Here is a 14807-nt window from a genome sequence, read left to right as displayed (position 1 = left end):
AGGCCCGGGTTCATCCCGAGACTGCAGTCCATGCCGGTCAGACGGTGCGAAAGATCGCCACCGCCGAGACCAGCGAAATCAATGTCGCGAACCACAGGTTCGAGATCTCAAGACCTTCTTCCCCGATCGGCAGCGTCGCGATCGGATCGCTGCCGACGAAGCCGATCCACAACAGGTGGATGACGGCCGCCGCGATCAATGACAAAAACAGCCGGTCGCCGCGCGTGGTCGGAATGCGCAGGATGCCGATGCGTTCGGCTTCGGGATAAGCGACTGCGAGCCACGTCATGGTGCCCAGCGTGATCGCGAGCAGCGTGAAGAAGATCGCGGTCGGCGGCGTCCAGGCCATCCATGCGATGTTTTCCATGGCGACCTCCTAGACTCTGCCAAGCGCGAAACCGCGCGCGATGTAATTGCGGACGAACCAGATGACGAGGGCACCTGGGATGATTGTCAGCACGCCTGCGGCAGCGAGCAGGCCCCAATCCATGCCGGAGGCGGATACAGTGCGCGTCATGACTGCCGAGATCGGCTTGGCATTCACCGAGGTCAGCGTGCGTGCGAGCAGCAATTCGACCCAGGAGAACATGAAGCAGAAGAAGGCGGCGACACCTATGCCCGAGGCGATCAGCGGCACCAGGATCTTCACGAAGAACTTCGGAAATGAGTATCCATCGAGAAACGCCGTCTCGTCGATCTCGCGCGGCACGCCTGACACGAAGCCTTCGAGAATCCACACCGCGAGCGGGACGTTGAACAGGCAATGCGCCAGTGCCACGGCCCAGGGCGTGTCGAACAGACCGATGGCCGAATAGAGATTGAAGAACGGCAGCGCGAATACCGCAGGCGGCGCCATCCGGTTCGACAGCAGCCAGAAGAACAGGTGCTTGTCGCCGAGGAAGCGATAGCGCGAGAACGCATAGGCCGCGGGGAGCGCGAAGGAGATCGACAGGATGGTGTTGATGATGACGTATTTCAGCGAATTGATGTAGCCGGAATACCAGCTCTCATCGGTAAAGATGCGGGTGTAATTTTCCAGCGTCGGCGTATGCGGCCACAGCGTCATGGTCGAAACGATCTCGGTATTGGTCTTGAAGCTCATATTGACGAGCCAGTAGATCGGTAACAGCAGGAAGATCAGGAACAGCAACAGGATAATGCGGCGTCCGGGGATCGTATGCATCAGACCGCTCCCTCGCGCTTGGTATGATCGACGCCGGCATTGGTCATTACGGTGTAGAATATCCAGCACACGATCAGCACGATGATGTTGTAGACCAGCGATAGCGCCGCGGCCTTGCCGAGATCGAACTGGCCGAGCGCGATCTTGACGAGCTCGATCGAGACGAAGGTGGTCGAATTTCCGGGGCCGCCGCCGGTGACCACGAAGGGTTCGGTATAGATCATGAAACTATCCATGAAACGCAACAGCACGCCAATCAGCAGCACGCGATTAAGCTTCGGTAGCTGGATAGCTCGGAAAACTGCCCACCGCGAAGCGCCGTCGATTTGCGCAGCCTGATAATAGGCATCGGGGATCGACTTCAGGCCTGCGTAGCACAGCAGCGCAACGAGGCTGGTCCAGTGCCAGACATCCATCACGATGACGGTCGCCCAGGCATCGAACTCGTTCGACACATAGTTATAGTCGATGCCCATGTGATTGAGCGTATAGCCGAGCAGGCCGATATCGGGACGGCCGAAAATCTGCCAGATGGTGCCGACCACGTTCCACGGAATCAAAAGCGGCAGCGCGAGGATCACGAGGCAGGCTGCGACGCGCCAGCCGTCACGCGGCATCGACAGCGCGACCAGAATGCCGAGCGGCACTTCGATGGCGAGGATGATCGCAGAGAAGGCCAGATTGCGCAGCAGCGACGCGTAGAAGCGCCCTCCGAGATCGCTGGAGGGATCGAGCAGCTCCTTGAACCAGCCGACGCCGTTCCAGAAGAACTGGTTGTTGCCGAAGGTGTCCTGCACCGAATAGTTCACGACCGTCATCAGCGGCAGCACCGCAGAAAACGCCACGATGAGAAACACCGGCAGGACGAGGAACCAAGCTTTTTGATTGACGGTCTTGTCCATCATGCAACCCCTTCAACAAGGCGGCTGTCAGCGTAAACGTGCACCCGGCCGGGATCGAACACCAGCCCGACATCGCTCCCCGCAACAGAAAATCCCTGGGGTACGCGCGCTGCGAATTTGACGCCACCGATGCGCACACGCGCAAAACTGATGCGACCGAGATCGTCGACGCGCTCCACCTGCGCCAGCAGCAGACCCGGCGCGGGCGTTGCAACATGAACGAATTCGGGACGAATGCCGATTTCGATTGTGGCGCCTGCTGGCAACTTGTCGTAGCTGCGCTGCAGCGCGATGACGTGACCGCCGATACGCGCCTCGCGGCCGCTGACTTCGGCCGGCACGATATTCATGCCGGGCGATCCGATGAAGTAACCGACAAATGTATGCGCGGGCTTGTCGAACAATTCCTGCGGCGTGCCGGACTGTACGACACGCCCGTCATGCATCACCACCACCGTATCGGCAAAGGTCAACGCCTCGGTCTGGTCGTGGGTCACGTAGATCATCGTGAGGTCCAGCGCGCGGTGCAGTGCCTTGAGCTTCGAGCGTAGTTCCCATTTCAGTGCGGGATCGATCACCGTCAGTGGTTCGTCGAACAGCACCGCAGCAACGTCGGAACGCACTAGGCCGCGGCCGAGCGAGATCTTCTGCTTGGCATCGGGTGTCAGCCGCGTCGCCTTGCGGCCCAGATAGGGCGTGAGATCGAGCAACTCGCTGATCTCGGCCACGCGCGCGTCGATCTGCGCCTTCGGGACGCCGCGATTCTTCAGCGGGAAGGCAAGATTCTCGCCCACGGTCATGGTGTCGTAGATGACCGGAAACTGGAACACCTGCGCGATGTTGCGCTTCTGCGTCGACAGCGGCGTGATGTCCTTGCCGTCGAACAGTATCTGGCCACGCGTCGGCGTCACGATGCCGGAGATCAGGTTCAACAGCGTGGTCTTGCCGCAGCCGGACGGGCCGAGCAGCGCATAGGCGCCGCCCTGCCGCCAGGTCATGGAGATCGGCTTCAGCGCGAATGATTCCGGATCGGCATCATTGCCGCTGTAGGACTGCGCGAGATCGACGAGATCGATGCGGGCCATGTTACGCTCCCTGCACAGTGTTGGGAGCGGCGACCAGGCGGTCGCTGCCATCGAAGACAAACAGATTGGCGGGATCGAGCACGGCATCGAGCATGTGGCCGGGCTGGAATTCATGCACGCCCTGCAGCACCGCAACCCAGTTCGACGCATCGCGCTTCAGATGGACGAAGCTTTCCGACCCGGTGATTTCAGTCACGGTCACTTCCGCGGGAAATGCATGCCGTCCGGCGAGACCACTGGCGACTTCGAGCTGATGCGCGCGGAAGCCAACGCGATAGCTGCCGTCGGCGAGATCGGCGTAGAGCCCGCTGGCGGGCGCCGTCGCGCCGCCGGCATAGTGCACATTGCCGTTCTTCTTCTCGATCGCCACCAGATTGAGCGGCGGATCGGAGAACACTTCGGCGGCCTTGAGAGTCTCGGGATGGCGATAGACTTTAGAGGTCTGGCCGACCTGCAAAACCTGGCCTTCCCACAGACACACGGTGCTGCCGCCCAACAAAAGCGCTTCGGAAGGCTCCGTCGTCGCATAGACGAAGATCGCGCCGGAGGCCTCGAATATCTTCGGCAATTCGGTGCGCAATTCCTCGCGCAGCTTGTAATCGAGATTGGCGAGGGGCTCGTCGAGCAGCACGAGATCGGCGCCCTTGACCAGCGCGCGGGCAATCGCCGTGCGTTGCTGCTGGCCGCCGGAGAGTTGCAGCGGCATACGCTTCAGATAGGGCTCAAGCTTGAGCAAGGCCGCGGCCTCGTGCACACGGGTTTCGATCTCGGCTTTCGGCTTGCCCTGCACGCGCAGTGGCGAGGCGATATTCTCATAGACCGTCAGCGAGGGGTAATTGATGAACTGCTGATAGACCATCGCCACCGAGCGCTTGCGGATATCGACGCCGGTGACGTCTTTGCCATCGACCAGCACGCGGCCTTGGGTCGGCTTGTCGAGCCCGGCCAGCAACCGCATGATCGAGGTCTTGCCGGCCAATGTCGGCCCGAGCAGCACGTTCAGTGTGCCCCTTTCCAGCGTCAGCGACACGTCACGGATCGTCGTGACGCCATCGACCATCTGCGAGACGTGATCCAGTGCGACGCTCATGATCGCGCTCCCGCTTCACGCATCGGATTGGCGGGCTGGGCGCGATTGGCCTGCAGCCACTGATCGAGCACCGCGATCTCATCCTTCGAGAGGCGCAAGCCGAGCTTCGAACGGCGCCACACGATATCCTCGGCGCGCACGGCCCATTCATTAGCCATGAGATAGCGCACTTCGCGCTCGGTCAGCGTAGCCCCAAAGGCCTGACCGAGATCGGCCGGCGATTTCGCGGTGCCCAGCATCTTCGCGGCGCGCGTGCCATAGGCATGCGCCAGCCGGTTGGCATGGGCCGGCGTCAGGAACGGATAGTCGCGCAACAGTTCTGCGATCAGCGCATCGACGGCAGAGACGTCGAAATCGCCACCGGGCAGCGCGGCATCCGCAGTCCAGCCTTCCTTGGCCTTTGTGCCTTTCAGATAGGGCGCGAGTTTCTGCAGGGCTTCTTCGGCAAGGCGGCGATAGGTCGTGATCTTGCCGCCATAGATCGACAGCAGCGGCAGGCCTCCGGGCAGATCGAGTTCGAACACATAATCGCGCGTCGCCGCCTTGGCCTCGTTGGCGCCGTCGTCATAGAGCGGGCGCACGCCGGAATACGTCCACACCACGTCTTCGGCCAGCACTGGCCGCGCCAGATATTCGCTGACCGACTTGCAGAGATAATTGATCTCGTCGGTAGAGATTTTCACATCGGCGGGATCGCCGTCATAATCGATATCGGTGGTACCGATCAGGGTGAAATCGTCCTGATAGGGAATCGCAAACACGATACGACCATCGGCATTCTGGAAGATGTAGGCACGGTCGTGGTTGTAAAGTTTCGGCACCACGATATGCGAGCCCTGCACGAGGCGGACTTTCGCCTTCGCATTGACGCCGGCACCGACCGCCAGAACATTCTCGACCCACGGACCACCGGCATTGACCAGCGTGCGCGCACTGATGGTCGAGCGGTCGCCCGTCGCCGTATCCTGCACCGTGACCTGCCACATCCCGTCGGCCTGCCTAATCTCGGTTGCCCGCGTGCGCGTGCGGATGTCAGCGCCCCGGTCGGCGGCATCACGCGCTGTGAGCACGACAAGGCGCGCATCATCTACCGAGCAGTCGGAATATTCAAAGCCACGCTTGAACCGGCCGGGCGCCAGCGGCTTGCCGGTCTCATCGCGGGTGAGGTCGAGCGTGCGCGTCGGAGGCAGAAGTTTACGGCCACCGATATAGTCGTAGAGAAACAACCCCAAGCGCAGCAGCCAGGCAGGCCGCAGACCGGCGTGATGCGGCAGCACGAAACGCAGAGGACGGATGATATGCGGCGCGATCTGCCAGAGAACTTCGCGTTCCAGCAGCGCGTGGCGCACCAGTTTGAAGTCGTAATATTCGAGGTAGCGCAAGCCGCCATGGATCAGCTTGGTCGACCAGGACGAGGTGCCTGAGGCCAGATCGTTCATCTCGCAGAGGAATACGGAATTGCCGCGGCCGACGGCGTCGCGGGCGATGCCGCAGCCGTTCACACCACCACCAATGATTGCGAGGTCGTAGATCTGACCCACCCCGTCTCCCCTCCTGCGCCAATTGTCTGGCGCCTTCCTTCGGACGCGCCATCTTCGCTTTCAGCGATTTTGCTTTCGCTTTCGATTAAAGCACAACCTAAAACGAAAGCAACTGGCGTTTTCGGGGTCTGAACAGGCTCTAAAGCGGGGTTGGCTCGGGTTCCAGATCGTCCGCATCGTCGACGGAGCCCGGCAAGGCGGCGATGACCTGGACGCCCCGGCTCCGGCAGATCTCCTGCAAGGACGGCGGCAGCGGCACGTCGGTCACGAAGGTCTGGATCTGGCTGATATGGGCGATGCGGACCGCCGCCGAACGCCGCAGCTTGGTCGAGTCGCAGACCAGCATGACGCTGCGGGCATTGGCGATGATGGCCTGCGCGGCCTGCACCTCGCGATAGTCGAAGTCGAGGAGCGCGCCCTCCTCGTCGATCGCCGAGGCGCCGATGATGGCGTAATCGACCTTGAACTGGCCGATCAGCTTGATCGCCGTCGAGCCGATCACTGCGCCATCGGAGCGACGCACGGTGCCGCCGGCCACGATCACCTCGATATGCGGATGCCGATACAGCATCATCGCCACATTGAGGTTGTTGGTGATGACCAGCAGATTTTCGTGATTGGTCAGCGCGCTGGCGACTTCCTCGGTCGTGGTGCCGATATTGATGAACAGCGACGAGCCATTGGGAATCTGCGCCGCGGCAGCAACGCCAATCGCCTTCTTCTCCTCGGCCGCCACGAATCGCCGCGCTTCATAAGCGAGGTTTTCCACGCCGGAGGCGACGATGGCGCCGCCATGGATACGCGTCAGCAGGCGCTGGTCGCAGAGATCGTTGAGATCCTTGCGGATGGTTTGCGCGGACACTTCGAAACGGCGCACGAGGTCGTCGACCATCACGCGTCCGAAGGCACGGGCATGATTCAGGATTTCGGATTGGCGATGGGTCAGGCCAGCAGTCACGTCAGCACCTCGGAGCGAACGGTTCCATGGTGCGGGTGTTGGCGGCGATGGTCAACGCGTTAGCGCTGACGCGCGGGCATGCGATTTCGCCGCCGCGTGTCGTTGGGCATTGTTGCCCTTTAAGGCGTCACGGTCGTCTGGTTGCCCTGCGCTGCGAACTGGAAGGCAGCGCGTTCGGCTTCGCGCGCATTGCGAAACAGCTGGCCTTCCATGGGGTTGAAACGGTGAGACGCGGCGAAGAACCGGTAGCCGTCGGGATCGCGAACGACGATGCCGGCAGCCTGCGATGAGACTTCGATGATGTAAGTATCTGACATGGCGGCCCCCTACGCGATAGGCGATGCATATTCCGGGCCACTAACTTGGAACGGGGTATTTCGTTCCCGCCGTCAGTCTGGAAGCATTCAGGTCGCAATCGTCGCGTCCGGGCGCTTGATCGGTTGCGGGCGGCCGGCCTCGTCGATGGACACGAAGGTGAAATTGCCATCGGTCACCAGGATCGGGGCGCTTTCGTTGCGGCGAAGCACCCAAGCCTCGATATGCACGGTCAGCGAGGTGCGGCCCATCCGTACCAGATCCGCATGCACGGATACGACGTCACCGACATGAACGGCCTTGCGGAAGGTCATCGCCTCGATGGCGACGGTGACGGTGCGCGTCTTGGCCACTTTCGCGGCGAAGATGCCGCCGCCCAAATCCATCTGACTGAGCAGCCAGCCACCAAAAATATCGCCATTGGCGTTGGTATCCGCCGGCATCGCCACCGTGCGGATGGTGAGATCGCCGGTCGGTTCCGCATCCAGCCCCGTCACTGGCTGCGTCTTTGATTCAGTCATGAGCAAAGCCTGCCGCAAATTGAGTCATCATTTAAAGGTTTCCCAGCCGGCATCCGGCGCAAAGCGATCGCCGAACCGGGCCGCCAGCGTGCGCAGCGTGGCGGTGATATTCTCGGTTCCACGCGTCCGCGCGTAGTTCAGCGGGCCGCCGCGGAATGGCGCGTAGCCAGTGCCGAAGATCATTGCGCCATCGACCACATCGGGATTGTCGACGATGCCTTCGCGCAGACAGGCGACGCAGACATTGGACATCGGCAGCACCAGGCGGTCGATCATTTCCTGCGTCGGACGAGCCGTGGCGACCGCGCTGGAACTCTTCTCGGCCTTGCCATCACGCCATGTATAGAAGCCCTTGCCGGTCTTCTTGCCGAGCTCGCCCTTGTTGACCTTCTCGCGCAGCCAGGCCGGCGTCGGCGGCAGCAGGTCGCCAAACTTGGAGCGCAGCATGTCGCCCACCGCGAGGCAGATATCGAGACCGACCTGATCGGCCAGCTCGATCGGTCCCATTGGCATGCCGAACTGCTCGGCGGCGGCGTCGATGGTTTCCTTGTCGACCTTCTCCTCCATCAGCATCATCGCCTCGAGCATGTAGGGCGTCAGCGCGCGATTGACGAGGAAACCCGGCGAACTTCTCACCGACAGTGGCAGGCGATCGATGGCGCCGGCAAAGGCGGTCGCCTTCCGCAGCATCTCCGCGTCGACGCCGTCATGGCTGACGACCTCGACGAGTTGCAGGCGCGACACCGGGTTGAAGAAGTGCAGGCCGAGCAATCGCTCCGGCCTAGCGAGCGTGCTGCGCAGGTCCTGCAGCGGAATGCTCGATGTATTGGTGGCGAGGATCGCATCCGGCTTCATACGCGGCTCGATCCCGGCATAGACCTTCTGCTTCAGTTCGAGCTTTTCCGACACGGCCTCGATGATGAGGTCGGCATTGCGTACGCCCTCGCCGTCCATATCGGGGATCAGGCGATCCAGCGTATCACGCTGATCGGTGCGCTTGCGGATGATCTTGCTGTAGAGATCGGCGGCGCGCTTCATGGCGCCCGCGATCGGCGCGGGCTTCATGTCGGCCAGCGTGACGCGGATGTCCTGATGCGCGCACCACGCCGCGATGTCGCCGCCCATGGCGCCGGCGCCGATGACATGGATATGCTTGATCGTGTTGCCGTCACCGGCGAGCTTCTTCATCTGCTCGCGCAAGAAGAACACACGGATCAGATTCTGCGCCGTCGGCGTCACCATCAAGCGGGCAAAAGACGCCTTCTCGGCATTGAGCATCGCGGCACGGTCGCCGCCATGTTTCTCCCAGAGCTCGATCAGCGCATAGGGCGCAGGATAATGTTCGCGCGGCGCCGCCTTGCCGGCCTCGGCCACCATGCGCGAAGCGAGAATGCCGCGCACCGGCGAGAAATTCATGATCGGGATCAGCGCGCTCGGCTTGGCGCGCTTGAGCTTTCCGAACACCGCATCGCGCACGGCGTTACGGACATGGCGTTCCTCGGTCACCGCATCGACAAGACCGATCGCCTTCGCCTTGCGTGCGTCGATGGTCTTGCCGGTCAACATCAACGGCATCGCCTGCATCGGATTGACCAGATGCGTGAAGCGCGCGGTGCCTCCCAAACCCGGATGCAGGCCGAGCATGACTTCCGGGAAACCGAAGCGCGCACCATCGATGGCGATACGCATCTGGCAGGCCAGTGCCACTTCGAGGCCTCCGCCCAGGCAGAAACCGTGAATGACGGCCACCGTCGGGATCTTCAGCGCCTCGAAGCGGTCGATCACCGCATGAGCGCGGCTGATCTGCGTTTCGACTTCCGATGGGTCGCTGGCGCCGCGAAATTCATTGACGTCGGCGCCGGCAATGAAGCCGGAACTCTTGGCCGAACGAACCACGATGCCGGTCGGGCGCTGGGCTTCCAGCGCATTCAACACCTGATCGAATTCTTCCAGCACCACAGCCGACAGCGTATTGGCGCTCGCATCGGCGCGGTCAAACAACAGCCACGCGATGCCATCGGCATCGCGCGTCAGCTTGAAGTGGCGATAAGCGCCTGATGTGTCGGGAGCCGGCCCGAGTTCGAGCACGCGATCCTTGAGAACGTCCATGATCTTGCTGTCCATGACGCCCTCACACCGTCTCGATCAACATCGCGCCACCGAGGCCGCCGCCGATACATTCGGTGGCGATTCCCCGTTTGGTGCCGAGCCGCTTCATTGCATTGACGAGATGCAGCACGATGCGGTTACCGGACGTGCCGACGGGATGGCCGAGGCTGATCGCACCGCCATCGACATTGAGCCTGGTGCGATCGATCTCGCCGGCGGCGCCATCGAGGCCAAGCACCTCGCGGCAGAATTTTTCGTCTTTCCAGGCGGCGAGGCAGCCGAGTACCTGCGTGGCGAAGGCTTCGTTCAACTCCCAGGTCTCGATGTCCTGAATCGTCATGTTGTTGCGCTTCAACAGATCGTTCGACGACAACACCGGACCGAGCCCCATGATCGACGGATCGAGCGCAGACCACTGGCTGTCGATGATCACCGCCTTCGGCGTGAGACCATGTTTCGCCACCGCGTCTTCGGACGCAAGGATGGTCCAGGATGCGCCATCGGTGATCTGCGAGGAATTGCCGGCGGTGACCTGCCCCCACGGACGTTCGAATACCGGCTTCAGCGTCGCGAGCTTGTCGACCGACGAATCCGCGCGGACGCCGTCATCGTGGTCGTAGAAATTGCCCTTGCGATCAAAGGCGGTCTCAACCTCGCCTTTCAGCCAGCCCTGTTCCTGCGCATGCGCAAGGCGCGTGTGGCTTTCGACGGCATAGGCATCTGCCTGCGCGCGGGTGATACCGAACAGGTGCCCGACCTTCTCGGCGGTCTGGCCCATATTGAGGTCGGTGATCGGATCGGTGAGACCGCGCTCGAGGCCGATGATCGGCTTGAAATAAGCCGGCCGGGCCTTGGCGATCGCCGCCACCTTGCCGAGCACGCCCTTGGCCATGGCAAGCCCGGCGAACCAGCGTACACCATTCTGTGGCCAGACCAGCGGCGCGTGACTGAGCGCTTCGGCACCGCCAGCGAGAATCAAATCGGCATTGCCTTCGCGGATGTAGCGATAGCCGGTGTCGATCGACTGCATGCCGGAGCCGCAATTGATCTGCACGGTGAAGGCCACCATCGCCTCGCCCATGCCGAGCCTGAGCGCGGCGACGCGCGCCGGATTCATCTCGTCGGCGATGACATTGACGCAGCCGAGGATCACCTGATCGAAGGCGTTTGGTGCAAATGGCTGCCGTGCCAGCAGCGGGCGTCCGCATTGAACGGCGAGATCGACAGGGGTGAACGGGCCGGGACCGCTGCGCGCCTTGATGAACGGCGTGCGGCTGCCGTCAACGATATAGACTGGTCTTGTCATGAAAGGCTTGCCATCAGCTTGCTGCCCGCTGCTCACCAAGTTCCTGGAAGAACTGATGCACGTTATCGGACTTCTTATAGTCGGGCGACAGCTCTTCCGGCGCGAAGTGATCGACCTCGATCACCAGCTTGACGGCTTCCTGCGCAGCGGCGAGCTTTTCGCCCTCGGCCTGAGTGATGACGCCCTGTGCCACTGCATCCTTCCAGTTCTTGAGCTTTGCCGTGCGGATGCGCTTGGCAATATCGTCACTCGATGTCACCAGTTTGAACGCCTTCTCCAGCCGCGCCAGACCGCGGTCATCATCCACATGCGACAGATCCGGCGTCAGGCGATCGCGCGTCGCCGACGGCTCCAGGATCATCTGCGCGCAGCGGTGCACCACGCGATCCGAAGGCCCGAGCACCGATGCACCATATGGCTGCACGATGAATTTGAGGATGCCGGCGACAAAGCGGTTCGGCAGGTTGGCCAGAATCTCCGCAAAGCGGTTCTCGATGGTCTTGAAGCCGGACGCCATACACCATTCAAGCGCCGGCAGGTCCTCCTGCTGACGACCTTCGTCCTCCCAGCGCTTCAGCGCAGCCGAGAGCAGATAAAGCTCGGAGAGAATATCGCCGAACCGCGCCGACAGCATTTCCTTGCGCTTCAACGCTCCGCCCAGCGTCAGCAACGCCATATCGGCGCACAATGCGAAGGCCGAGGAATAACGCGAGAGCTGGCGATAGAACTGTGTGGCATCGCCGGCATCCGGCGCAGGCGCGAATACGCCACCGGTCCAGCAGCGGCCCCAGGCGCGGAACAGTGTGGTGACGCTGTGGCCGATATGTTTCCAGAACGCGGTGTCGAAGGCATCGAGGCCCTTCGCCTTGTCGGGATCGCCAAGCGCGTTCATTTCCTGCAGCAAATAAGGATGCGCGCGGATGGCGCCCTGCCCGAACACGATGAGATTGCGCGTCAGGATGTTGGCGCCCTCAACCGTGATGCCCACCGGCACCGCGCGATAGAGATTGCCCATATAATTCTGCGGCCCGTCGATCACGGCCTTGCCGCCATGGATGTCCATGGCGTCGTCGATGGCGATGCGCATGCGCTCGGTGGCATGCAGCTTCATGATGCCGGAGATGACTGCGGGATGATGGCCCTGATTGAGCGCCGCCGAGGTCAGTCGCCGTGCAGCGTCGAGCAGATAGGCGGTGCCGGCGATACGGGCCAGCGGCTCCTCGATACCTTCGAACTTGCTGATCGAAATGTTGAACTGCTCGCGGATGCGGGCATAGGCACCGGTGGTGCGCGCGGCATAGGCGGCACCGGCAGCAGACAGCGACGGCAATGAGATGCCACGGCCGGCGGCGAGCGCCGACATCAGCATCTTCCAGCCCTGCCCCAGGCGCTCCTGACCGCCGATGATGTAATCGAGCGGGATGAAGACGTCGCGGCCCCAGTTCGGGCCGTTCTGGAACACCTGCATCGACGGTAGATGGCGCTGGCCGATCTCGACGCCCGGAAGATCATGCGGGATCAGCGCAACCGTGATGCCAAGCTCGTCCTGTGAGCCCACGAGGTGATCGGGGTCATAGGCCTTGAAGGCGAGACCGATCAGCGTCGCGACCGGGCCGAGCGTGATGTAGCGCTTGTGCCAGTTGAGGCGCAGGCCCAGAACCTCCTGGCCGTCGAACGTACCCTTGCAGATGATGCCGCTGTCGATCATCGACGCCGCGTCCGAGCCGGCTTCCGGGCTGGTGAGGCCGAAACAGGGAATGTCGCGTCCGTCGGCGAGGCGCGGCAGCCAGCGCTGGCGCTGCGCGTCGGTGCCGAACTTCATCAGCAGTTCGCCGGGGCCGAGCGAATTGGGCACCATCACGGTCACCGCCGCGACCACCGAACGCGACGAAATCTTGCGCACCACTTCCGAATGGGCATAGGGCGAGAAACCGAGACCGCCATAGTCCTTCGGGATAATCATGCCGAAGAACTTTTCGCGCTTGATGAACTCCCAGACGTCCGGCGGCAGATCGCGCAATTCCCAATTGATCTTCCAGTCGTCGATCATCTCGCAGAGACGATCCACCGGCCCGGTCATGAAGGCCTGTTCTTCGTCCGTCAGTGCGGCCGGCTTGACGGCGAGCAGCTTGGCCCAGTCCGGGTTGCCGGTGAACAGGTCCGCATCCCACCAGACGTCGCCGGCTTCCAGCGCCTCGCGCTCGGTATCGGACATTTTCGGTAGCACGCCCTTGGCCCAGCCAAAGATCGGCTTGGTGAGATAATCGCGGCGTAGGCTGGACGGGCTCATGGAGGCTTCCTCTCGATCGAGGCGACCGGCAGTCCGGGCGGACCGCGGGCGCCCAAAGGCAGACGCTCTTAGCGGGACGGCGTTGGTGTCACCTTAGCTTTCGCATTGAAATTTAAGCGAAATTCGACAGCATCGAGCCATCATTAACGACAGGATACCGCAACGGTTCCCGAAAGGCGATTTCTCGCCGCGTGACCAGAGGTCGCGCGACCACGCGCCGGACTGCTAGCGGGCTCAGTCCGGGCGGGCCATCTCGAACATGGCGTCCTGCTTGATGTGGAAGTAATCGCCGCGGCGACCGGCGCGCAGGATCGGGCCGGCCAATGCAGTCTGGTAGACGCCGTCCACGATCAGGGTCTTGTCGATATGGATGGCGACGACCTCCCCCATGGTGAGGAAGGCGTTGGCCGAGGCGCCGTTGGCGCCCTTGAGCTCGATGACCTGGGTCACCTTGCACTCGAAAGCAACGCGGGCTTCGCCGACCCGTGGCACATTGACAAATTTGCTCGGCACCGGCGTCAGACCGGCAAGCTCGAATTCATCCACTTCCGGGCCAACACTCGCGGCCGTCGCGTTCATCTGCTTGGCCAGATCCATGGTGGCCAAATTCCAGACGAATTCCTTCGTCGCCTGCATGTTGCGGGCGGAGTCCTTGATGCCGATGCTGGAGAAGCCGATCAGCGGCGGCGTGTAGTTGAAGGCGTTGAAGAAGCTGTACGGCGCCAGATTGACATGGCCATTGGCATCCCGGGAGGAGACCCACCCGATCGGACGCGGACCGATAATGGCATTGAAGGGATCGTGCTTGAGGCCGTGGCCGTTGACGGGCTCGTAGGAATGCAGATCGAATGCGGTCACGCGGAAGATCCCCTGAATTAACGTCAGAGAGATCGTCTAGCCCCGCGGGGCTAACCCGGCAAGAACGAAGTCGATCATCTGGTCCACGGTGGGACCGGGCTTTTCCGCGCATTCGACGATCATCTGCGGATGGAAATAGCGCAGCATCGCCGTGCAGGTGCACATCGCCGCTAGCGGCACGTCCGGCGCGTAGAACTCTCCGCTTGCGACGCCCTCGGCAATAACGCCGCCAATGGTACCGGTAACCCGCTCGATATGGGCGACGCAGACGTCCCAATTCTCTTCCATGGCGATCGCCACCATCTCATGCAGCTTGGCATCGCCGACATAGCGCTCGGAATTCAACTGATGGATCGAGATCAGCAATTCGCGCAGTCGCAGCTGCACCGGCTTCGGCGTCGTCGCGACCACCTGCGCGGCCTCCTCGACCTCGCCCATCAATCGCTGCGCCACGGCCGCGATGATCGACTTCTTCGAATCGAAGAAGCGATAAACGTTCGCCGGGCTCATCCGGAGCACCTTGGCGATATCAGCCACGGTGGTCTTCTGGTAGCCGATTTCACGAAACAGTTTTTCCGCGACCACAACGATGCGGCCCCGCATATCGGCTTCAACGTGATCAGAAATCAGAGTCATCTCGGAATGCAGT

General features: G+C 62.1%; 14 protein-coding genes. All 14 read right to left on the bottom strand.

Translation table 11 applies throughout. The features are described from left to right. Positions 1 to 37: 37 nt before the first annotated feature. Positions 38 to 367: a DUF2160 domain-containing protein gene (locus A4A58_RS14115; protein ID WP_068733042.1), complete on the bottom strand. Its 330-nt coding sequence runs from the start codon at positions 365 to 367 to the stop codon at positions 38 to 40. Between the two features lie 9 nt (positions 368 to 376). Then, a complete protein-coding gene (locus A4A58_RS14110) occupies positions 377 to 1183 on the bottom strand; it encodes a carbohydrate ABC transporter permease (RefSeq protein WP_068733040.1) in 807 nt (268 codons plus the stop codon). Beyond that, entirely contained in the window at positions 1183 to 2085 is a 903-nt protein-coding gene (locus A4A58_RS14105) for a carbohydrate ABC transporter permease (RefSeq protein ID WP_068733714.1), read from the bottom strand. Before A4A58_RS14105 ends, A4A58_RS14110 begins: the two co-directional genes overlap by 1 nt. Further along, positions 2085 to 3170: an ABC transporter ATP-binding protein gene (locus tag A4A58_RS14100; protein ID WP_068733038.1), complete on the bottom strand. Its 1086-nt coding sequence runs from the start codon at positions 3168 to 3170 to the stop codon at positions 2085 to 2087. The genes A4A58_RS14105 and A4A58_RS14100 overlap by 1 nt, the downstream gene beginning before the upstream one ends. A gap of 1 nt (position 3171) precedes the next feature. After that, positions 3172 to 4260 carry an ABC transporter ATP-binding protein gene (locus A4A58_RS14095; protein WP_068733036.1) on the bottom strand — a complete coding sequence of 363 codons (1089 nt, stop codon included), beginning with the start codon at positions 4258 to 4260 and terminating at the stop codon, positions 3172 to 3174. Further along, on the bottom strand, positions 4257 to 5801 hold the full coding sequence (glpD, locus tag A4A58_RS14090) for a glycerol-3-phosphate dehydrogenase (protein WP_068733034.1): 1545 nt from the start codon (positions 5799 to 5801) through the stop codon (positions 4257 to 4259). The genes A4A58_RS14095 and glpD overlap by 4 nt, the downstream gene beginning before the upstream one ends. 139 nt (positions 5802 to 5940) lie before the next feature. Next, entirely contained in the window at positions 5941 to 6759 is an 819-nt protein-coding gene (locus A4A58_RS14085) for a DeoR/GlpR family DNA-binding transcription regulator (RefSeq protein ID WP_068733032.1), read from the bottom strand. Between the two features lie 119 nt (positions 6760 to 6878). Further along, positions 6879 to 7076: a hypothetical protein gene (locus A4A58_RS14080; protein WP_068733030.1), complete on the bottom strand. Its 198-nt coding sequence runs from the start codon at positions 7074 to 7076 to the stop codon at positions 6879 to 6881. A gap of 87 nt (positions 7077 to 7163) precedes the next feature. Further along, on the bottom strand, positions 7164 to 7595 hold the full coding sequence (locus tag A4A58_RS14075) for an acyl-CoA thioesterase (protein ID WP_068733028.1): 432 nt from the start codon (positions 7593 to 7595) through the stop codon (positions 7164 to 7166). A 27-nt stretch (positions 7596 to 7622) separates the two neighbouring features. Then, positions 7623 to 9719: a 3-hydroxyacyl-CoA dehydrogenase NAD-binding domain-containing protein gene (locus A4A58_RS14070; protein ID WP_068733026.1), complete on the bottom strand. Its 2097-nt coding sequence runs from the start codon at positions 9717 to 9719 to the stop codon at positions 7623 to 7625. Positions 9720 to 9726: 7 nt separating this feature from the next. Continuing rightward, complete coding sequence (locus A4A58_RS14065; RefSeq protein ID WP_068733712.1) at positions 9727 to 11010, bottom strand: acetyl-CoA C-acetyltransferase; 1284 nt, start codon at positions 11008 to 11010, stop codon at positions 9727 to 9729. Positions 11011 to 11023: 13 nt separating this feature from the next. Next, entirely contained in the window at positions 11024 to 13300 is a 2277-nt protein-coding gene (locus A4A58_RS14060; protein ID WP_068733024.1) for an acyl-CoA dehydrogenase, read from the bottom strand. Between the two features lie 234 nt (positions 13301 to 13534). Beyond that, complete coding sequence (locus A4A58_RS14055; RefSeq protein ID WP_068733022.1) at positions 13535 to 14158, bottom strand: flavin reductase family protein; 624 nt, start codon at positions 14156 to 14158, stop codon at positions 13535 to 13537. Positions 14159 to 14194: 36 nt separating this feature from the next. After that, a complete protein-coding gene (locus A4A58_RS14050; protein ID WP_068733020.1) occupies positions 14195 to 14794 on the bottom strand; it encodes a TetR family transcriptional regulator in 600 nt (199 codons plus the stop codon). Positions 14795 to 14807: the final 13 nt, after the last annotated feature.

Source organism: Tardiphaga robiniae, assembly GCF_001618955.1.
Lineage (GTDB): Bacteria > Pseudomonadota > Alphaproteobacteria > Rhizobiales > Xanthobacteraceae > Tardiphaga > Tardiphaga robiniae_A.
The sequence above is the reverse complement of the archived record's forward strand: the minus strand, read 5'-3'. Positions and strand labels throughout refer to the sequence as shown.